Annotated in this window: 19 protein-coding genes; all 19 read left to right on the forward strand. The window is 56.1% G+C overall.

What is annotated here, in order from left to right; genetic code table 11:
• Window positions 1-1,080 (forward strand): glycosyltransferase (locus ACW81B_RS05310; RefSeq protein WP_491579178.1); only part of this gene is annotated, 1,080 nt, incomplete at its 5' end.
• A gap of 210 nt (window positions 1,081-1,290) precedes the next feature.
• Entirely contained in the window at window positions 1,291-2,121 is an 831-nt protein-coding gene (locus ACW81B_RS05315; RefSeq protein ID WP_491579179.1) for a flagellin N-terminal helical domain-containing protein, read from the forward strand.
• 82 nt (window positions 2,122-2,203) lie between these two features.
• On the forward strand, window positions 2,204-2,608 hold the full coding sequence (locus ACW81B_RS05320) for a flagellar protein FlaG (protein ID WP_491579180.1): 405 nt from the start codon (window positions 2,204-2,206) through the stop codon (window positions 2,606-2,608).
• A gap of 61 nt (window positions 2,609-2,669) precedes the next feature.
• A complete protein-coding gene (gene fliD / locus ACW81B_RS05325; protein WP_491579181.1) occupies window positions 2,670-4,007 on the forward strand; it encodes a flagellar filament capping protein FliD in 1,338 nt (445 codons plus the stop codon).
• 11 nt (window positions 4,008-4,018) lie between these two features.
• Window positions 4,019-4,438, forward strand: a complete 420-nt coding sequence (gene fliS, locus ACW81B_RS05330; protein WP_491579182.1) for a flagellar export chaperone FliS — start codon at window positions 4,019-4,021, stop codon at window positions 4,436-4,438.
• 24 nt (window positions 4,439-4,462) lie between these two features.
• Complete coding sequence (locus ACW81B_RS05335; RefSeq protein WP_491579183.1) at window positions 4,463-4,780, forward strand: flagellar protein FliT; 318 nt, start codon at window positions 4,463-4,465, stop codon at window positions 4,778-4,780.
• 262 nt (window positions 4,781-5,042) lie between these two features.
• A complete protein-coding gene (locus ACW81B_RS05340; RefSeq protein ID WP_491579184.1) occupies window positions 5,043-6,494 on the forward strand; it encodes a sigma-54 dependent transcriptional regulator in 1,452 nt (483 codons plus the stop codon).
• Window positions 6,495-6,620: 126 nt separating this feature from the next.
• Window positions 6,621-7,556, forward strand: a complete 936-nt coding sequence (locus tag ACW81B_RS05345; protein WP_491579185.1) for a sensor histidine kinase — start codon at window positions 6,621-6,623, stop codon at window positions 7,554-7,556.
• Window positions 7,556-8,908: a sigma-54-dependent transcriptional regulator gene (locus ACW81B_RS05350; protein ID WP_491579186.1), complete on the forward strand. Its 1,353-nt coding sequence runs from the start codon at window positions 7,556-7,558 to the stop codon at window positions 8,906-8,908. The genes ACW81B_RS05345 and ACW81B_RS05350 overlap by 1 nt, the downstream gene beginning before the upstream one ends.
• A gap of 11 nt (window positions 8,909-8,919) precedes the next feature.
• A complete protein-coding gene (gene fliE, locus ACW81B_RS05355; protein WP_491579187.1) occupies window positions 8,920-9,246 on the forward strand; it encodes a flagellar hook-basal body complex protein FliE in 327 nt (108 codons plus the stop codon).
• 18 nt (window positions 9,247-9,264) lie between these two features.
• Window positions 9,265-10,908, forward strand: a complete 1,644-nt coding sequence (fliF, locus tag ACW81B_RS05360; protein WP_491579188.1) for a flagellar basal-body MS-ring/collar protein FliF — start codon at window positions 9,265-9,267, stop codon at window positions 10,906-10,908.
• Window positions 10,901-11,911, forward strand: coding sequence for a flagellar motor switch protein FliG (gene fliG / locus ACW81B_RS05365; RefSeq protein WP_491579189.1), 1,011 nt, complete (start codon window positions 10,901-10,903; stop codon window positions 11,909-11,911). The genes fliF and fliG overlap by 8 nt, the downstream gene beginning before the upstream one ends.
• On the forward strand, window positions 11,904-12,533 hold the full coding sequence (locus tag ACW81B_RS05370; RefSeq protein WP_491579190.1) for a FliH/SctL family protein: 630 nt from the start codon (window positions 11,904-11,906) through the stop codon (window positions 12,531-12,533). The genes fliG and ACW81B_RS05370 overlap by 8 nt, the downstream gene beginning before the upstream one ends.
• Complete coding sequence (gene fliI, locus ACW81B_RS05375; protein ID WP_491579191.1) at window positions 12,533-13,936, forward strand: flagellar protein export ATPase FliI; 1,404 nt, start codon at window positions 12,533-12,535, stop codon at window positions 13,934-13,936. Before ACW81B_RS05370 ends, fliI begins: the two co-directional genes overlap by 1 nt.
• A gap of 20 nt (window positions 13,937-13,956) precedes the next feature.
• Window positions 13,957-14,397 (forward strand): flagellar export protein FliJ, encoded by a 441-nt coding sequence (fliJ, locus tag ACW81B_RS05380; protein WP_491579192.1) that lies wholly within the window; start codon window positions 13,957-13,959, stop codon window positions 14,395-14,397.
• 68 nt (window positions 14,398-14,465) lie between these two features.
• A complete protein-coding gene (locus tag ACW81B_RS05385; RefSeq protein ID WP_491579193.1) occupies window positions 14,466-15,719 on the forward strand; it encodes a flagellar hook-length control protein FliK in 1,254 nt (417 codons plus the stop codon).
• A 122-nt stretch (window positions 15,720-15,841) separates the two neighbouring features.
• The gene (locus tag ACW81B_RS05390; RefSeq protein WP_491579194.1) at window positions 15,842-18,091 is read left to right on the forward strand and encodes a putative bifunctional diguanylate cyclase/phosphodiesterase; all 2,250 of its coding nucleotides are present in this window, start codon (window positions 15,842-15,844) and stop codon (window positions 18,089-18,091) included.
• A gap of 298 nt (window positions 18,092-18,389) precedes the next feature.
• Entirely contained in the window at window positions 18,390-18,956 is a 567-nt protein-coding gene (locus ACW81B_RS05395; RefSeq protein WP_491579195.1) for a flagellar basal body-associated FliL family protein, read from the forward strand.
• Window positions 18,957-18,965: 9 nt separating this feature from the next.
• The coding region (locus ACW81B_RS05400) for a flagellar motor switch protein FliM (RefSeq protein ID WP_491579196.1) at window positions 18,966-19,518 on the forward strand (553 nt) is incomplete at its 3' end.

A 19,518-nucleotide genomic window follows, 5' to 3' on the forward strand; every position in this document is an offset into this window, starting at 1 on the left:
CTTAAGCCGGTCTGGGACCCGAATATCCGGGATTTGCCTAGAATAACGGGCTGTGGTTATGGTTCATATGTGGTCTGGGCCTACCGGGTTGCCCAGCCGCTGGAGGCATTGTCTGCCGCTGGAAAAGCCCATTTCTCAGCTGTGCCCTTCAAGGGGCAAACCCTTGATCCTATGCCGAGCGTCGTGGAAATGGAACGGATTCAAGCGGATGTCCTGCTGTTGCAGAACAGTTTGCACGACACCTGCATCGATTCACTTCGCCAGTACAGGAAAGTGCCGAATATGTTTACGATCTTTGGCCAGGATGACCTGATGTTTGCCGTTCCACCGAAAAGCCCACGTTTCAAGACGGGGTACAGGGACATTAAGAAACGCTTGCGCACCTGTCTTTCACTGGTGGACAGACTGGTGGTAACCAACGAAGCGCTGGCCGACGAGTTGTCCGGGTTTATCAGTGATATCCGTGTTGTGCCGAATTACCTGGATGCCGGCATGTGGGACAAGCTGGAGTCACGCAGAGGCTGCGGTGTCAAGCCACGCGTAGGTTGGGCCGGTGCCATGCAGCACTATGGCGACCTTGAGATCATCGCCGATGCCGTACGGGAGACGGCTGACGAAGTAGACTGGATCTTTATGGGCATGTGCCCGGATTTTCTCCGTCCCTATGTGAAGGAAGTTCACGAGTATGTGGCGTTTGGTGACTATCCTGCCGCATTGGCAAAACTCAACCTTGACCTGGCTGTGGCGCCACTGGAACGTAACCGTTTCAACCGTTGCAAGAGTAACCTGAGAGTACTCGAGTACGGGGCCATGGGATGGCCGGTTATCGCCACAGACATAGAACCCTACAAGGATGCACCTGTTCACCGGGTCAGCAACAAGACCCGGGCCTGGGTCAGCGCCATCAGGGAGCATATCCACGACCTGGATGCGAACTGGAAAGCCGGCGATACCTTGCGTGACTGGGTGAGGGAGCATCACTTCCTGCAACAGCACCTGGATGACTGGCTAGACGCGCTGGATCCGTCAGGTGGATCGCGTCGCCAGTCGCTGGCACCGGGCAAGGCCTCCGGTTTGTAACGATTTCCGGGCTAACTGCTTGAATGACGGGGGTCTGGGGTCATGGAGTCCATTACGGTTTACCCGCCTAAAGTTTGTCGCCCGACGAACGCTAACAATACCGGAAGCGGTAAATACCAACATCAATGGTATATCCGCTAGTGATAACAGGCATCGCAATCGGGAAAATTTCCCTGGCTGCAACGCCTTCAAATTGTAGGAGTGTCAATCATGGCATTAACTGTAAACACCAACATTGCTTCGCTAAATGCCCAGCGTAACCTGACCAATTCCCAGAGTGCGCTGAATAGCTCACTGCAGCGCCTGTCTTCCGGCCTGCGTGTTAACTCCGCCAAGGATGACGCGGCCGGCCTGGCTATCGCCGAGCGTATGAACGCCCAGGTACGTGGCCTGACTGTCGGTATCCGCAATGCGGGTGACGGTATCTCTCTGGCGCAGACTGCAGAAGGCGCACTGGGTAGTGTGACCGAAGCCCTGCAGCGTATGCGCGAACTGTCTGTGCAGTCAGCCAATGCGACTAACGGCACGACTGACCGTGCCAGTCTGGACGCTGAATTTCAGCAGCTGGGTACAGAGATTGGTCGTATTCTTGCTGGTACCGAGTTCAATGGCACTGCCATTCTGGCCGGTGGCGCAGGTGCGCAGGCCTTCCAGGTCGGTGCGAACAACAGTGCAAACGATCGTATCACGGTGACCACGACCAATATGGCTGCAGACGCCGATGTCACAGCTGTGACAGGTACTGACATTACCACATCGGCCAATGCCCAGGCTGCCATTACGCTTGTAGATACTGCACTGGATACCGTCAATACCGAGCGAGGCACACTGGGTGCGGTGCAGAGCCGCATTGAGATCGCCGTACGCAGTCTGGAAACCACCCGTGAGAACACGGCGGCGGCTCGTGGACGAATCATGGATACGGATTTCGCCGCGGAAACCGCCAACTTGACGCGAGCGCAGATATTGCAACAGGCTGGTGTAGCCATGTTGTCGCAGGCGAATACCTTGCCACAGTCGGCGCTGGCGCTGTTGCAGTAAGCAATACGTTTGTCGAAGTAATACCAGGGATGGGTGGTCGCAGGGATGCGCCACCCGCCCTGCGTTAATAGAGTAGGTGAATATGATGTCATCCGATTATTTAACAACGACAAAAGTGCTGGACAGTGTCCGACTGCAAGAACCGCAGCCAACCATCTATCCCTCTGCGCCCAAAGCTGTGGCTGCTGAAGATATCAAGAGGAATGAGCCGGCCGCCGCCAGCGGACAATTACTGCCACCCGGCAACGATCACAAGGCCGTTGAATCCGAACAGGTGGCATCAGCAGTGAGCAAAATCACTGACTTTGTGCAGAACTTCCAGCGCGACCTTCAGTTCAATATTGACGAAACCACTGGTAGAACTGTTATAGAAGTGGTTGATTCAGAAACAAAACGGGTGATCAGGCAAATCCCTTCCGAGGAAACACTGCGCATGGCGGAGAAACTGGATTCTCCGGAAAGCCTGATTTTCAGCGAGCAGGCATGAGCTGGCACTGCTTTTGCTAAATGACAGACAGGTACTTTAGATTCAACAAAGAGGTTGAAGCATGATTAGCTCTCCCGGTGTCGGTTCCGGACTTGATGTCAGAAGCATCGTCGACCAGTTAATGGCGATAGAGCGTCGGCCGCTTAACCGCCTGCAGGCTGACAAGCGCAGCTTTGAAACCCAGTTGAGCACGATCGGGACGCTAAAGAGTACGCTGAGCACCTTTCAGGATACCCTCGCCAGCCTCAAGACACTGAATGCCTTTGAAGTCTACAAGGCAGAATCCTCCAATGAAGCGGCTTTCACAGCAACAGCCGACAGCAACGCCGCTGTCAGTACCAGTACGATCCAGGTGAACAAACTGGCGCTCGCCCACAAGATGGGCTCTGTCGCTATTGCCGACACCGACACCACGACCCTGGGTGGCGCCGGTGACCAGATTACACTGACGGTTGCAGGCAATGCTTTTACTGTCAATGGGGGTGGCCTCACCCTGACCCAGCTGCGCGATGCGATTAACGATGCACCTGACAATACCGGTGTCTCTGCAACGATTGTCACTGAAAGCACGGGCAGCAATCGCCTGGTACTGACGTCTACCGAGACAGGCAATGTCAATGCAATGAGCCTGTCTTTTACCGGGTCTCTGGGGACTGACCTTGGGCTTACGGATATTACTGATCCAACGCTACTTGATTCAGAAGTTGTGCTCGATGGTCTGTATACCATCACGCGACCGGGCAATACCATCAGCGATGCCATTTCCGGGGTGACCTTAAACCTTGTCGGGGTATCGACTGCTGCCGATGGGTTATCCATAACCCGTGATATCGATGCAGTAAAAGCCTCCGTTCAGTCATTTGTCGACGAGTTCAATGAACTGCGCACGATTATGCAAGGTATGGAGGGAGCCGGTTCAACGCTGGACAGTACCCTGCGCAGCATCGAAAGCCAGATGCGTACAGTGTTCAATACGGCCCCTGCGGGATTGGCCACAGGGTTCGCCTACCTGACCGAGGTGGGTGTGACTTTTCAGCGCGACGGTTCACTGTCACTGGATACGGCTGACCTTGAAGCCGCTATTGCAACTGATTTTGCCGGGGTTGCCGAACTGTTCGCAAACGACAGTGAAGGCTACCTGTTTCGCCTGGACAGTGTGGTAAATGATTTCGTAAATTTTGATGGCCTGCTGAAGACTCGCGAAGACAGCATTAATGACAGCGTGCGGTCTGTGGAAGATCGTATTTTTACAATGGAGTTCCGGCTGGATCAGCGAGAACAGTCATTACTGGACCAATTCAATCGACTAGACAGCCTGATGGGACAGTTACAGGGCACCAGCGCATTTCTGACTCAGCAGCTGGCTGCGTTACCAACCATTAGCACGGGTAGGAATTAAGGGAGTAAAACATGAGTTTTTCAGGGGTTCGAAATGCGCTGAACCGGTATAGCCAGAATGCCGTACAGACCGGAGTTGAATCAGCCACTCCGCACAGGCTGATTCAGATGTTGATGGAAGGCGCACTGGACAAAATTGCTGCCGCCAGAGGAAGCATGGAGCGTGGCGATACACAGGTCAAAGGTGATCAGATCAGCAGTGCCATATCGATACTGGATGGATTGAAATCCAGCCTTGATATGGAGAAAGGCGGCGAAATTTCCCGGAACCTGGAAGATTTGTATCTGTATATGGAGCGTCGCCTCGTTGAGGCGCATAGCAGGAACGATACGGCCATGCTGGACGAAGTGTCTGACCTGCTTCGCCAGATCAAGGAAGCCTGGGATGCGATCGCCGATCATCCTGCTGCACAGCCTAGCCCGGCAGCCTGAGAACCAAAGAGGGAATCAAGTACCATGGATAGTGTCCGTCGTGAACAAATCAGTAAAATCGTCCACCTGAGCAAGGAAATGCTCGAGCTGGCCGGAGCGCTGGAGTGGAACAGGGTTGCAGAACTGGAAGTGCGCCGTAAAGAAATCGTTATGGAGTGCTTCAGCAAGCCCGCTGCCGAGCAGGATGCCGTAGAAATTGCCGCAGCCATCAGGGAAATTCTCAGCCTGAACCAACAGGTCGCCGAGCTTGGCAAACAGTGCCAGACACAGCTTGGTGCAGAAATACATACGCATAATGTTGGTCGTACAGCGACCAGCGCCTATCTCAGCCACGCTCGCTAATTCACGGATTTCCAACGCCATTGCGCGGGAGTTTTGTGCGGCGATTGGTGGTGGGCGAGGCTATTGCCCTGTGATTTTTTGTCTGCCCCTGATTTATCTATTTAATACAGTTGGTTGGTGTATGTTTTCGCCCTCGGCCCTATTTACGACAAAATTTTGACATTTGTGGCGTGGAGTGCTTAACTTTAGGCATTCAAGGTTTTCCAACAATCATATAACGCCAGTCAGATTTGTTAAGTGGCCCGGTCGAGGGGAATAACAGGTGTCAGTCAGCGAACCCAGGGTACTCATCATCGAAGCGGATTCCGACCGCGGTCGTGAACTGGAATCCGTATTACGGTTTATCAACTACGAACCGGACCTGGCTTCCGATTGTGGCGCATGGAAGAGCAAGATCGAGGATGCGCAGGAGGTACTGGCGGTGCTTGTCGGTAGCTGTAAAAACGACAAGGCACTGCAAAAGCTGCTGAAAGAAATCCACGACTTCGACGAACATCTCCCCATCTTCCTGCTGACCGAGAAAAACCGTGAACCCACGGTGGCGATCGAACCCAGTTCCTGCATTCTCGGACGCGTTGAAGTCCCCGTACATTACACTCAGCTGACGAGTGCGTTGCACCAGGCCGAGGTATACCGCGAAACCCAGGTGGACAGTGCGCAGCAGCGCCCGGTTGACCTGTTCCGCAGCCTGGTTGGCACCAGCCGTTCGGTACAAATGGTACGGCGGATGATTCAGCAGGTTGCAAAATCCGATGCCAATGTACTGATACTTGGCGAGTCCGGCACCGGTAAGGAAGTGGTTGCGCGCAACCTCCACTATTACTCGAACCGGCGTGAAAATGCTTTTGTCCCCGTAAACTGCGGCGCCATCCCCGGCGATCTGCTGGAATCCGAACTGTTCGGTCATGAGAAGGGCGCCTTTACCGGCGCCATCAGTGCGCGACAGGGGCGTTTTGAACTGGCCGAGAGTGGTACGCTGTTCCTCGACGAAATCGGTGATATGAGTCTTAACATGCAGGTCAAGCTGTTGCGTGTCCTGCAGGAACGCACTTTCGAACGTGTTGGCAGTAACAAAAGTATTCACGCTGATGTGCGCATTATCGCCGCAACACACCGTGATCTGGAGAAGGCGATCACGGATGGTACATTCCGTGAAGATCTGTTCTACCGCCTGAATGTTTTCCCCATCGAAATGCCCCCGTTGCGCGATCGTGTTGAAGATATCCCGTTGCTGGTCAACGAATTGATCCGTCGTATTGAACACGAAAAACGCGGTTCAGTAAGATTGACACAGGGGGCGATACTGGCCCTTTGCCAGTACAACTGGCCCGGTAACGTGCGCGAACTGGCCAACCTGATTGAGCGTCTTGCCATCCTGTACCCGTTCGGAGTGGTCGACATGGGCGATTTGCCTGAAAAATTCCAGACCGATGGCGCGGGCGGGGAAAAGATGCAATTCGACGAAGAACTGCTTGCCGCGCACGCCCAGCCCGTCAGCTATATGGATGAGGTTGAGCCACGCCTGCCGCGTAATGGTCTGGACCTCAAGGAACACCTCAGTAACCTCGAAGTCGGTTTCATCAAACAGGCGCTCGACGATGCCAATGGCGTGGTGGCACAGGCCGCCAAACGGCTCGGCATGCGTCGCACAACGCTGGTGGAAAAACTTCGCAAGTATGGACTGCAGCGCTCCGATAATGCGCCGGGAGTTTGACGTCACTTTTTGACAGGCGTCTTAACCTGTTGATCTGGAATACCTTTACAATTTGGGCATACTCCTTGCTTTGTAGCTGGTGGGCGCCAGAGCCCCGCCTAACGAAGCACAGGAGCAGGTCCAGTCATGAGCCAGTCGGCCGCCAGCAGTCAGCAACTTCAGGAAGCTTTTGCCCGGTTTAACCAGGTATCGGAGCAGCTCACCGGCTCCTACCAGGCCTTGCAGCAGCAAGTGACGTCCCTGACTGAGGAACTGGGTGTTGCGCGAACCGAACGCAGCCGTCTGCTCGACGAAATCCGTGTGCTTCAGGACGAGGTGGCACATTCCCGTCGTCTCTCCAGTATGGGACAAATGACAGCCCGTCTGGCGCATCAGATTCGTACCCCGTTATCCACCGCGCTCCTTTACGCATCACAGCTCGACAAACGTGAGTTGCCAAGGCAACAGCACGATTGTTTTGTCGAACGTCTGCTCACCGGCCTGCGCCACCTTGACCACATGGTTAATGACATGCTGGTGTTTGCGCGGGACAGCCGTTGCTGCGATGAAGAAAGTATCTATCTTCCCGATTTGCTGGAACAGGTGCGGGAATCTCTTCTTCCCCAGCTTGAAGCACGGCATGCTGGGTGGGCGGTTACTATAGAAGGCGAGATCCCGACAACCCGCGGGCAGCGCGAGGTGCTGGCCAGTGTGCTTTCCAACCTTGCCAGTAACGCACTGAATGCCGGTGGAGAGGGTGTCCAGCTGGGCTGGACGCTAGAGGTACGCCAGTCACAGATCGTCCTGGTTCTGGAGGATAATGGACCGGGTGTTCCCGAGTCCCTGCACGAACAGATTTTTGACCCCTTCTTTACGACCCGTGCCAATGGCACGGGGCTCGGTCTTGCCGTGGTGCGTGCAGTCATCGAAGCGCATCACGGCACAGTAGAACTTGATCCTTCATACGCAACGGGAGCCCGTTTCGTGGTTTGTCTGCCAGTACAGCAACGCGAGCAGCAACTTCCCAGCGCCATGATGAAGAAACAGCAAAAGGCAGTAACTGCCCGTTCGAGGTGTGTGTAATGAATCAACCGCTAGTCCTGATTGTTGAAGATGATTCCGCCCTGCGGGATGCGCTTTGCGCAACCGTCGAACTGGCGGGGTTTTCCGTGATATCCGCGGCAGATGGTGAGCAGGCGCTAACGCTTGTTGGCGAGCATGACATCCAGCTGGTGGTCAGTGATGTGCAGATGGACGGCATTGACGGACATACGTTATTAAACAAGCTGAAAGCAGCAGTCCCGGAGTTACCCGTGGTGCTGATGACAGCTTATGGAACCATTGAAAAAGCCGTGCAGTCCATGCGCGCCGGCGCAGCAGATTACCTGGTCAAACCTTTTGACGCGGAAGTGTTGGTGGAAATGCTCAGGCGCTATCTGCCCGATACCGATAATGACCCCGGTGTTGTTGCTGAAGATCCTGCCACGCGCAAGCTGGCGGCGCTGGCGAAGCGTGTTGCAAAAACCGATGCTACGGTGATGATCAGTGGCGAGTCAGGGGTGGGCAAGGAGGTTTTTGCACGCCTGATCCACGATCATTCACCACGCGCAAACGGCCCCTTCATTGCCATTAACTGCGCGGCAATCCCCGAGAATATGCTGGAAGCCTGCCTGTTCGGTTACGAGAAAGGCGCATTCACCGGCGCCTACCAGGCGCGCGCCGGGAAATTTGAACAGGCACAGGGTGGAACCCTGTTGCTCGACGAGATCTCGGAAATGGATCTGGGGTTGCAGGCCAAGTTACTGCGCGTGTTACAGGAACGTGAGGTTGAACGGCTGGGTGGGCGTGAAGTGATTGATCTGAATGTTCGTGTGCTGGCAACAACCAACCGGCGCATGCGTGAGGAAGTTGCCGCTGGCCGGTTCCGCGAAGACCTGTTTTACCGATTGAATGTTTTCCCCTTGCACCTGACGCCACTGCGCGAGCGCAAGGCCGATATTCTGCCGCTGGCTAACCGCCTGATCCGGAAATACAGCCCGGATGGGCGTTGTGTGCCTCACCTGTCAAAAGCAGCGCAGCAGGCACTGTTATCACACGCCTGGCACGGAAATGTGCGTGAACTCGACAACGTGATACAGCGCGCATTGATTCTGTTGAGTGGTGACCAGATCGAAGTTGATGGGCTGTGTTTTGAATCTGATACTTCAGGCTTCACCGAAACAACCTCCCCGGTCGTGGAGAAGCCGCTGGAGAATGCCGCCACTGAAGGACTGGGTGATGACCTGAAGTCAAAGGAATTCGAGTTGATACTGGATGCGCTGAACCGTGACCGGGGCAGCCGCAAGGCAGCCGCGGAACGCCTCGGTATCAGTCCACGTACATTGCGTTACAAACTTGCGCGTATGCGCGAACAGGGTATAGCCGTCCCGGCCTAGGAGAATTTCATATGAGCACAATCAGTAGCGTCGATCAGGTTCTGGCAGAAATGCGCCGCTTGACTGCGGCCGCTCAAAGCACGCCGGCAGAGCTGGACAGGTCGCAGTCGGCAGGCGGTGATTTTGCATCGCTGCTCAAGCAGTCCGTTGATGAAGTCAACAGCATTCAGAAAACCGCCGGCAAGCTTTCCACCGCGTTCAGTGCAGGTGATCCCAATGTGGATGTGGCGGAAGTGATGGTGGCCCTGCAGAAGGCCGGCGTGGCATTCCAGGCCATGACCGAGGTACGCAACCGCCTGGTGTCTGCCTACAAAGACATCATGAGCATGCAGGTTTAACAGGGGCAGGGAACAGATATGGCAATGGTTAAACAGGAAACTGTGCAGGGATTCCAGGGCTTGCCCGCACTTCGCCAGGTCGGTCTGATGGTCGGGCTGGCGGCCAGTGTGGCACTGGGCGTGGCCGTGGTGCTCTGGTCGCAGGAGCCTAACTACACCGTGCTCTATGCCGGGCTGGGCAACAAGGATGCCGGCCAGGTTGTCGATGCGCTGAAGAAAACCGGTATTGCCTTTGAGATCGATCAGAAAACAGGCGCGGTGATGGTTGCCAGCAATCGCGTGCGCGATGCGCGCATGGAACTTGCCAGGGATGGTCTGCCGGAAGGCGGCGCCATGGGTTTTGAAATGCTGCAGAAAGACCAGGGCTTCGGTACCAGCCAGTTTATTGAAACTGCGCGTTACCAGCACGCACTGGAAGGCGAACTGAGTCGCACCATCAGCACGCTGCGTAACGTCGAGTCTGCAAGAGTCCACCTCGCTATTCCGAAACGCTCGGTCTTCCTGCGTGACCGCGCCAGGCCTACCGCATCGGTTATGGTGAACCTGTATTCGGGGCGTAGCCTGGACGAAGAGCAGATTTCGGCTATCGTGCACCTGGTATCGTCCAGCGTGCCGCACCTGGAAGCGAAAAAAGTCACCATCGTCGATCAGCGAGGCAACCTGCTGAGTAACGGTGCAGGCGACAATGGCATGGCGCCCAGCTCCAGCCAGTTCTCTTACAACCGCAAGCTGGAGCTGACCTACACAGACCGTATTCGCAAGCTGCTGGAGCCCGTTGTCGGTCCCGGGCGAATTCGCGCCACGGTCAATGCCGATCTTGATTTCACGGTGACCGAACGTACCCAGGAAAGCTATAACCCGGATCTTCCGGCGTTGCGCAGCGAACAGGTCAGTGAAGATATTTCAAATGAAAGAACGGCGGGCGCTTCCGGTATCCCCGGGGCCTTGTCCAACCAGCCCTCTGCACAGCCGACGCTGGTGGACCCGAATGTGTCGAACGACGAAACAGGGACAGGCGGTGCGAGTGGTAACCGCAGCAAGCGCAGTGTGCGTAACTATGAGCTGGACAAGACTATCAGCCACACCAAACTGTCGACGGGTAATATTCGCCGCCTCTCCATCGCCGTGGTTATCGATAACAAGCAGGAGCTCGATGAAAACGATGAACTGGTCAGCAAGCCCTGGAGTGCCGATGAGCTTGAGCGTTTTACAACACTGATCAAGGAGTCAGTCGGTTTCAATGCGCAGCGCGGCGATACCGTAAATGTTATCAATGCTTCATTCGTGCCGCCACCGGAAGTCGAAGAGATTCCCGAACTGTCTTTTATGGAGCAACCCTGGATCTGGGATGTTGCCAAGCAGGCGGCCGGCGCGCTGGGATTGCTGATTGTGGTGTTCGGTGTACTCAAGCCCGTCATGCGCAGCCTCGCGGAAAAGGGTGAGCAGGCTGTGCAGCAGCAGGCGGCCCTGGCCGCAGCAGGCGGGGAAGCGGTTGACGGCGGACAGGACCAGCTCAGTCTTTCCGGTGGAGCAAATCCGCAACTTGCGGCGCCCCAGACCAACCGTTACGAACAAACACTTGAAACAGCGAAGAGTGTCGTCAACGATGATCCGAAACGTGTCGCACAGGTTGTCAAGAACTGGGTAGGCGAAGATGGCTGAAGCAGCATCCAAACTGAACGGTACCGAACGTGCGGCGGTATTACTGCTGACGCTGGGTGAGGAAAGTGCGGCCCAGGTGCTCAAGCACATGGGGCCAAAAGAGGTACAGAAAGTCGGTGCCGCCATGGCGGCGATGACCAATGTGCCGCGCGACCAGGTCACCGCGGTACTCGAGACTTTTACCGAAACGGTTCAGGAGCAGACTGCGCTTGGCGTTGGCGCCGAGGACTATATTCGTACCGTGATGGTCGATGCGCTGGGCGAAGACAAGGCCAAGGGTCTGATGGATCGCATACTGCTGGGCAGTAGTACCAAGGGTCTTGAAGCCCTGAAATGGATGGATGCGCGTGCCGTGGCCGAGCTTATCCGGCTGGAACACCCGCAGATCCAGGCGATTGTATTGTCCTATCTCGACAACGACCATGCTGCCGAAGTGATAAAGTTCTTCCCGCAACGTACCCGGCATGATGTTTTACTGCGTATTGCGACACTTGACGGTATACAGCCCAGCGCGCTCCAGGAGCTTGATGAGATACTCGAAAACCAGTTTGCCGGTAACCAGAATGTACAGTCATCCAGCGTCGGTGGCATCAAGTCGGCGGCCGATATTCTCAACTTCGTGGACAGCTCCATCGAGGGCGAGATCATGGAGGCCATCAAGGACGCCGACGCCGAACTGGGACAACAGATCCAGGACCTGATGTTTGTCTTCGACAACCTGATCGATGTCGATGATCGTGGCATCCAGGCCCTGTTGCGCGAAGTTTCCTCAGACACCCTGATCCTGGCGCTCAAGGGTGCCGATGAAGCAATGAAGGAAAAAGTGTTTGCGAACATGTCCAAGCGTGCAGCGGAAATGATGCGCGACGATCTCGAAAACAAGGGTCCGGTACGTCTGAGCGAAGTGGAGGGCGCGCAGAAGGAAATTCTTGCCATTGCCCGCCGCATGTCCGAGTCCGGCGAAATCGCGCTGGGCGGCAAGGGAGCGGAACAGTTTGTCTAGGGTTATTCGCGGCGGCGAAGCTGACGGGTGCGAGTCATGGCGCGTGCCGGAAGTTGCTGTAGCCGGAGAATCACAGCGCCCCATGACCGCACGCCAGCTCGAAGCGCTACAGGAACAGGCGCGCCAGGAAGGATTTGAACAGGGCCTGAAGGAAGGTCGCGAGGCCGGTAGCGGCGAGTTTGTCGAACGTATACAACGCCTGGAGCAGTTAATGGCGGCACTGGACCAGCCGTTCGGGGAACTTGACGAAGTCGTGGAACAGCAACTGGCGCAACTTGCCATGATTGTTGCCCGTCAACTGATACGACGCGAACTTAAATCCGAGCCGGAACAGGTAATTGGTGTCGTACGCGAGGCCCTGGCTGCCTTGCCACTCGCGGCACGCAATATACGTTTGTCACTACACCCGGAAGACGCCGTACTGGTTCGTGAAGCGCTGTCGCTGCAACAGGGTGACGCCAGTATTCAGGTCGTCGAGGATCCGGTACAGGCGCGCGGCGGCTGCCGGGTGTTGACCGAGAATTCACAAATCGATGCAACAGTAGAATCACGGCTCAACGCCATCATTGCCAACACGCTGGGTGGTCTGCGCAGCAGTGACGAAGACGAAACGGAAGCCTGATGCTGGAAACCAACCGAAGCGGGATATGGCAACAGCGCCTTCAACCTTACCTGCAACGTGCAGGTGAGCCACAGGGACTGGTTGTCGCCGGCAAGCTGACCCGCATGGTCGGGTTGACGCTGGAAGCTGTAGGTTGCCAGGCCGCAATTGGTGGACGCTGCATGATTGAATCGTCGCAGGGTGAGCCGATCGAGGCCGAAGTGGTTGGTTTCCACGATGACAAAATCTACCTGATGCCGATAGGTGAATTACGGGGGCTGGGCCCGGACGCAAAAGTCATCCCGACGCCTGGTGTTTGTGAAGCGCCGGTCGGGGACCAGTTACTGGGTCGTGTGATCGATGGTGCCGGCCACCCTCTCGACGGCAAAGGGCCATTGCACAATGAGACGCGTGCGCCACTTACCGGTCGCCCGATCAACCCGTTGACCCGTTCTCCCATACGTGAACCGCTGGATGTTGGTGTCGCCGCGATCAATGCCCTGCTGAGTGTTGGTCGCGGACAGCGCATGGGATTATTTGCCGGCTCGGGTGTTGGCAAGAGTGTATTGCTTGGCATGATGACGCGCTATACCAACGCCGATGTCATCGTGGTCGGGTTGATTGGCGAACGTGGCCGCGAGGTCAAGGAATTCGTCCAGAACATACTGGGTGAAGAGGGCCTGTCACGCTCGGTCGTAGTGGCTACACCGGCTGACACCACGCCGCTGATGCGTATGCACGGTGCCATGATGGCAACCAGTATCGCCGAACATTTTCGCGACCAGGGCAAACAGGTGCTTTTACTGATGGATTCATTGACGCGCTTTGCCCAGGCGCAACGCGAAATCGCGCTCGCCATCGGCGAACCACCGGCTACCAAGGGCTACCCGCCATCGGTGTTTGCCAGGCTCCCGCAGCTGGTGGAACGTGCCGGTACCGGAGACCGTGGTGGCTCCATTACCGCTTTCTACACTGTGCTGGCGGAAGGTGACGACCAGAACGACCCGATTGCCGACGCCGCGCGCGCCATTCTGGATGGCCATGTGGTGTTATCACGTGAACTGGCGGAAGCCGGTCATTATCCCGCTATTGATATTGAAGCCTCGATCAGCCGCGTCATGGTCGATATTGTTGCGCCGGAGCATGATCTTGCCGCGCGTCGTTTCAAACAGGTCTTCGCCATGTACCGGCAGAACCGTGATCTTATTAATGTCGGCGCCTACCAGACCGGTAGTGATCCGAAAGTGGATGAAGCGATCGCTATGTATCCACAGCTTTCACAATTCCTGCAACAGCACATGCACGAGCGGGTAGCCTGGAACGACAGTCTGGCCGGCCTGGCCACGGCACTTGGTTCGCCCCCCGGTGAATCAGCCGGCACGGCTAACGCTCAACCGGTTCCGGCCGACAACCCGATACACTGAGGAAGAATATTGTGCACGCCATGAGTCGATCCAAACGTATGAAACCGGTACAACGTGTCGCGGAGTCCCGTGAGCAGGCGGCTGTAAAGAAGCTGGGACAAAGTCAGCAGTTCCTCGACGCCCAGCGCTCCAGACTGGAAGAACTTTGTGCCTACCGGGATCAGTACAGCGAGGCCTTCCAGGCCTCCGGCGGCCAGGGCCTGGGTGCCAGCCGGTTGCAGGATTACCGGGTGTTTCTGGCGCGCCTCAACGAAGCGATTCGTCAACAGGAGGCGGTCATTGACCAGTGTACCTGTCAGCATGAACAGACCCGCCGGCAGTGGGTGGAAACCCGCAGTCATCAGCAGGCGATCGATAAGGTGATCGAGCGTTACCGGGACGAAGAACAGAAAGCCAAAGACCGTGTTGAGCAACGCGAGCAGGACGAACGCGCACAGCGATCGGGCAACAAATCGCAGTAACAGAAAAACTGGCACGCCCATTGCTCTGGTAACAGACAGACAACTTGGGTCGAATCAGGAGCAAAGGAATGACTGCATCCTTGCCAACACTACCGGTGACTTCTTCAGGCGTTGATCTTGCCGCCCTGTCACAGGGAGATACTTCACCGAATCAACAACCTGGAGCTACATCAGGCGGGTTTGGACCACTTCTGCAACAGGCGGTAGGGGCGCTTGGCGAGGCGTCGGCCGCCCCCCTGGACGGGCTGCAATCGTTGCCGCAGCCGCTGCAGGCCTTGCCGCAGGAAGGCAAGTTGTTGCCGCTGTTGCAACAGGTGCTGGACGCGGCGGAAACGGAGGGGCTGGATGCCGACAGCGTGCTTGAGGATATCAGCGCGAAACTCAAACTCCTGTCAGAGCATACAGATCTGGCGCCCGAGCAGGCGGTTGCCGCGGCTATCCAGCAGTTTGTTGATGAAAATCCAAAGCTTGCCGCATCGATCAATGCCGATCTGCTGGCTGATGTACCGGCCTACGCTACACGCAAAGTTGTGACAGATCCCGCTGTTCGTCCACAGACCGAAGCTTCGCGACAGCTGGCCATTGCCGCACAGGGCGATGTGGATGCCGAATTACCTGATGTTGCCACGCCGTCGCTGCAGCGCAGCCCGTCAGGGCAGGGACGGCCGGCGGGTGAATTCATGCCGATTGCCACAGTACGCCCCGAGGTTTCCCGGGATGAAGCCTCTGCGTTGTTCAGCCGGCTTGTTAGCGAGGCGAGATCCGCCGTCGCCCCTGAGGCTTTGCCACGCAACGATAACCTGCTGAATACACTGGCATCTATGACGCCGACCCCTCCAGCATCAGCCGCCGCGCCAGCCTCGTCCGGGTTGCCCGGCGTCACCCTCAATACCCCTTTTAACCAGGCGGGTTGGGATCAGGCGCTCGGTGAGCGTGTCCAGTGGCTGGCCGGACAGGGCATTCAGCGTGCCAGCATCCAGCTCAATCCGGCGCACCTGGGTCCGATGGAGGTGCGCATACAGATTCAGAATGACCAGGCGAATGTCCAGTTCACCTCCGCCCACGCTGTGGTGCGCGATGCGCTGGAGGCCGCGCTGCCGCGCTTGCGCGACATGTTTGATAATGCCGGAGTGGAACTGGCCGATGTGGATGTCTCCGGTCAGTCCTTTGCCGAGCAGCGACAGGCGGCGACGGAAGATCAGGGGGCTGCAGGCAACATGGGCCGGAATACGGCTTTGGAAGCGGAAGATGAGGGCGATATTGTCCTGGAAACACCCGTCTACCCATTGCCCGGGAGCGGCCGGCTCGACCTGTTTGCATAACCTGTCAAAATATCAGGGAAATATTGTCGGGAGGCGGCCATATTCCCCTAACAGATTGATTGTACTTATGCATCTTCCTGTGATAACGTCTCGATACAACTATAACAATGCTGGAATTGGCAATGCCAACACCCACGAACAAACGCAGAAAACCGAAGGAGGAGCGGGGCGGAGCACGACGGAAATCCTCCCACCCGGTCATCGGTAAAGAATTCAATTACGTCCTTCAGCTTAACGAGGAAGATACGCGGCTGCTGGAACGTTATCAGAATATCCTCGCGCAGGGCGCGGCCGGCTTTGCCGAAAAAACCTACAACTACATGTTCGACAACCCGGACATTGCCGATGTCCTGTACGCCTACGAGCGGCAGGGCGGCAATATCGGCGACCTGGTGCGTGGCCAGCTGGAACACCAGCTCAGTCTGCTCAACGGCGATATCGACGAGAAAGCCGCGGCTGAAAGCGAGCAGGTTGGGCGTAACCATTACCGCTGGGGTGTCAAGCCAGTCTGGTCAATCGGCGCCTACCGGATTTTTGTTGAACACCTGAAACAGCTTATCGTCCACGAGCCGGCGATAGATGCCGACGACCGGAACGCACTGGAATGTGCGTTGCTCAAGGTCGTGTTCCGGGACCTGGCGATTACCAGTGAGGGTTACTGGCGCGCCGCCGTTGATCAGCTCACCAGCCAGCGCGACGAACTGGGCCACGAGCAGGATCTTGCCGGCGAACTGCTGGGCAGTATTCCCCAGTTACTGTGGACGGTGGATATCGAATCCAACCGTATCACGTATGCCAGTCCCGGTACCCAGGCTTTCTGTAGTGACGAGATGGAAGCGCCTATTCCCTGTTTCTTCCGCATCCCCGGCTCCGAGCGCGAGCGTGTGTTGACCGCCTGGCAACAGGTGATCGACGGTGACGCAGTGCAACTGGAAATTCCTGTCAGCGATGAAAACGAAGGTGACCGCTGGTATCGAATGGCCTTTTATCCCACGGCCAACCGTCGAGGACGTGTGCTGCGTGTGCACTGCCTGATGGAAGATGTCACAGAACTGCGCAGTGATCGCGAGCGCCTGGAGCAACTGTCTACCCAGGATGAGGTCACGGGTCTGGCGAACCGGACTCTGTGGTATGACCGGCTGGCATCGTCGCTGGCTGTTGCGCGTCGTAATCCCGGAGCCTCGGTTGCTGTCATGGTGCTGGATATCAACCAGTTCAAGATGTACAACGATTCGCTGGGCCACGAGGCCGGCGATGAACTGTTGCGCATGATTGCCGAACGGTTACAGAAACTCCTGCGTGACACAGATACCCTGGCACGACTTGGCGGCGATGAATTCGGTATCGTATTGCCGATGGTGCAGGATGCCGAGAAGGCGGCTGAACGTGTTGCCCGCGAAGTCATGAATGCATTGAGTGCACCGTTTACTTTCAAGGGGCGTGAGCTTTGCCTGAGCAGCGCTATCGGGATCGCGGTTTTCCCGCAGCACGGCGAAGACCCCCATTCACTGGCCAGCCATGCCGACAGTGCCATGTACCGGGCCAAGTGGAATTCCGCACCGTTCCTGTTCTTTGAAAACGAGGTCGATGCCTCGGCAACCGAGCATTTGCAGTTTTCCGGCCAGTTGCACGGTGCACTGGAACGCGAAGAGTTTGAACTGCACTACCAGCCCAAGATTGACCTGTCGAGTGGTCGCATCTGTGGAGCTGAAGCATTAATACGCTGGCAGCACCCCCAGCAGGGACTGGTACTGCCCAAGCGTTTTATTTCCGTTGCCGAACAACTCGGCATGATATCGCCCATCACCGACTGGGTGCTGGATACGGCGCTTGAACACAGTAAACACTGGCGGGTAAACGGAGAACCGGTGGCGATCTCTATCAATGTTTCTGCACGCTCGTTCCAGTCACCGGGTTTGATTGGTGGTATTCGTCAGGCACTCGCCAGGGCCGGTGTCGACGGTTCCCATCTCGAGGTGGAAATTACAGAAGACACCCTGATGTCCGATCTCGACCTTGGGGCGAGTATTCTGGAGCAGCTTAGACAACTCGGCGTTTCGATTGCCATCGATGATTTCGGTACCGGCTATTCATCCCTGTCATACCTCAAGCGTTTGCCGATCAATACACTGAAAATTGACCAGTCCTTCCTGCAGGACATGGCCAATGATCCGCGTGATGTCGCGATTGTGCGTTCCATTATCGAACTGGGACACAATCTCAATTGCAAGGTTATTGCTGAAGGGGTTGAGGCGCAGGGTGTTCGCGAACAGCTGAAAACCCTGGGCTGCGACCTGGTTCAGGGCTTCCACATCAGCAAGCCATTGCCGGATGCCGGTTTCCGCGAGTGGCTTTCTCACTCGGCACACTGAGTTGCAGTAACAGCGATAGTTTGCCGCGGGTTCCCAATATTTGGCAATATTTGGGGTCAGAGTAAAAACCTGAAACTTGTGATTAACGATATACGCGGGAAGCAGTTTTTACTCTGACCCCAAATATTTCGGTATCCAGCCAAGGTTCTGTCGGCCGATCACTGCCAATTTAGTCAAAACTCTGTCGCTCAAAATTTAAGCCTCTGTAACCCGCTGTAATAACTGAATATATCCTCGACCTGTTTCGTGGCATACGTCTTGCTAATCCTCTAGCTGAACGCATGAAGGGGATTCGCACATGGCAAAGGAAGACGATCTGGACCTTGATATCGACGGCGAAGAAGAGAAGCCGAAATCAGGTTCCAAAATGATAATTATTATTGCAGTAGTCGTTGTGCTGCTGGGCGTATCGGCGGCTGCAACACTGATGCTGACCGGTGTACTGGGTGGCGATGACGAGGTGGTTGCCGAGGAAAGCGGCGGCGATGCCAAATCTGCCAAAAAAGGCGAAAAGAAAGCCAGGAGCAAGAAAAAAGAACCCAAAGCACCACTCAGTTATGTCCCGCTGGATCCGCCCTTTGTGGTCAATTTCAGTGGCGATACGGACGTTCGGTTTCTGCAGATCACGGTTGAAGCGGGTACCCGTGACCCGGCTGTTGTCGAGCAGATCAAGGAGCACCGTCCGGCCATTCGTAACAATCTGGTGTTCCTGTTCAAGGCCCAGAATCCCGTCGAACTCGACACCCGCGAAGGTATGGAAAAACTGCGCCAGGAAACACTGGCCGCGGTGCAGGAAGTGCTGAAAGCCGAAACCGGCAAGCCGGGTATCGAGAATGTCTATTTCACCAGTTTTGTCATGCAATAGGACGGCACAGTGAACGATCTTCTCTCACAGGACGAAATCGATGCACTGTTACACGGTGTTTCCGGCGGCGATGTAGAAACAGAGACCGACGAGGAGTTGCCCGAGGGTGAAATCCGCGGTTATGACTTTGCCAGCCAGGACCGCATTGTTCGCGGTCGCATGCCAACGCTGGAAATGATCAACGAGCGCTTTGCCCGCTATTTCCGTATCAGCCTGTTCAATATGCTGCGCCGCGCCGGCGAGATCTCGGTGTCTGGTGTACAGATGCTCAAGTTCGCCGAGTATGTGCACAGCCTGTTTGTGCCAACCAGCCTTAATCTTGTCAAGGTGCAGCCACTCCGGGGTACAGCGCTGTTTGTGCTGGAACCCAAGCTGGTGTTTGCGCTGGTCGACAACTTCTTTGGCGGCGGCGGCCGTTTCCACACCAAGATCGAGGGTCGCGAATTTACGCCCACCGAATTACGTGTCATCAACATGGTACTGGAGATCACCTTCAAGGATCTGATGCAGGCCTGGAAACCGGTGATGGAAGTGGGATTTGAATACCAGAGTTCTGAAGTTA

It is taken from the genome of Thiogranum sp., assembly GCF_058323355.1.

What these genes read in the sequence shown, in the direction of transcription:
- ACW81B_RS05335 (WP_491579183.1), top strand. Translation starts at nt 4,463, where the DNA reads ATGGATAGTGTCCGTCGTGAACAAATCAGTAAAATCGTCCACCTGAGC.
- fliS (WP_491579182.1), top strand. Translation starts at nt 4,019, where the DNA reads ATGAGTTTTTCAGGGGTTCGAAATGCGCTGAACCGGTATAGCCAGAAT.
- ACW81B_RS05350 (WP_491579186.1), top strand. Translation starts at nt 7,556, where the DNA reads ATGAATCAACCGCTAGTCCTGATTGTTGAAGATGATTCCGCCCTGCGG.
- fliF (WP_491579188.1), top strand. Translation starts at nt 9,265, where the DNA reads ATGGCAATGGTTAAACAGGAAACTGTGCAGGGATTCCAGGGCTTGCCC.
- ACW81B_RS05320 (WP_491579180.1), top strand. Translation starts at nt 2,204, where the DNA reads ATGATGTCATCCGATTATTTAACAACGACAAAAGTGCTGGACAGTGTC.
- fliI (WP_491579191.1), top strand. Translation starts at nt 12,533, where the DNA reads ATGCTGGAAACCAACCGAAGCGGGATATGGCAACAGCGCCTTCAACCT.
- ACW81B_RS05345 (WP_491579185.1), top strand. Translation starts at nt 6,621, where the DNA reads ATGAGCCAGTCGGCCGCCAGCAGTCAGCAACTTCAGGAAGCTTTTGCC.
- fliJ (WP_491579192.1), top strand. Translation starts at nt 13,957, where the DNA reads ATGAGTCGATCCAAACGTATGAAACCGGTACAACGTGTCGCGGAGTCC.
- ACW81B_RS05395 (WP_491579195.1), top strand. Translation starts at nt 18,390, where the DNA reads ATGGCAAAGGAAGACGATCTGGACCTTGATATCGACGGCGAAGAAGAG.
- fliG (WP_491579189.1), top strand. Translation starts at nt 10,901, where the DNA reads ATGGCTGAAGCAGCATCCAAACTGAACGGTACCGAACGTGCGGCGGTA.
- ACW81B_RS05385 (WP_491579193.1), top strand. Translation starts at nt 14,466, where the DNA reads ATGACTGCATCCTTGCCAACACTACCGGTGACTTCTTCAGGCGTTGAT.
- fliD (WP_491579181.1), top strand. Translation starts at nt 2,670, where the DNA reads ATGATTAGCTCTCCCGGTGTCGGTTCCGGACTTGATGTCAGAAGCATC.
- ACW81B_RS05315 (WP_491579179.1), top strand. Translation starts at nt 1,291, where the DNA reads ATGGCATTAACTGTAAACACCAACATTGCTTCGCTAAATGCCCAGCGT.
- ACW81B_RS05390 (WP_491579194.1), top strand. Translation starts at nt 15,842, where the DNA reads ATGCCAACACCCACGAACAAACGCAGAAAACCGAAGGAGGAGCGGGGC.
- fliE (WP_491579187.1), top strand. Translation starts at nt 8,920, where the DNA reads ATGAGCACAATCAGTAGCGTCGATCAGGTTCTGGCAGAAATGCGCCGC.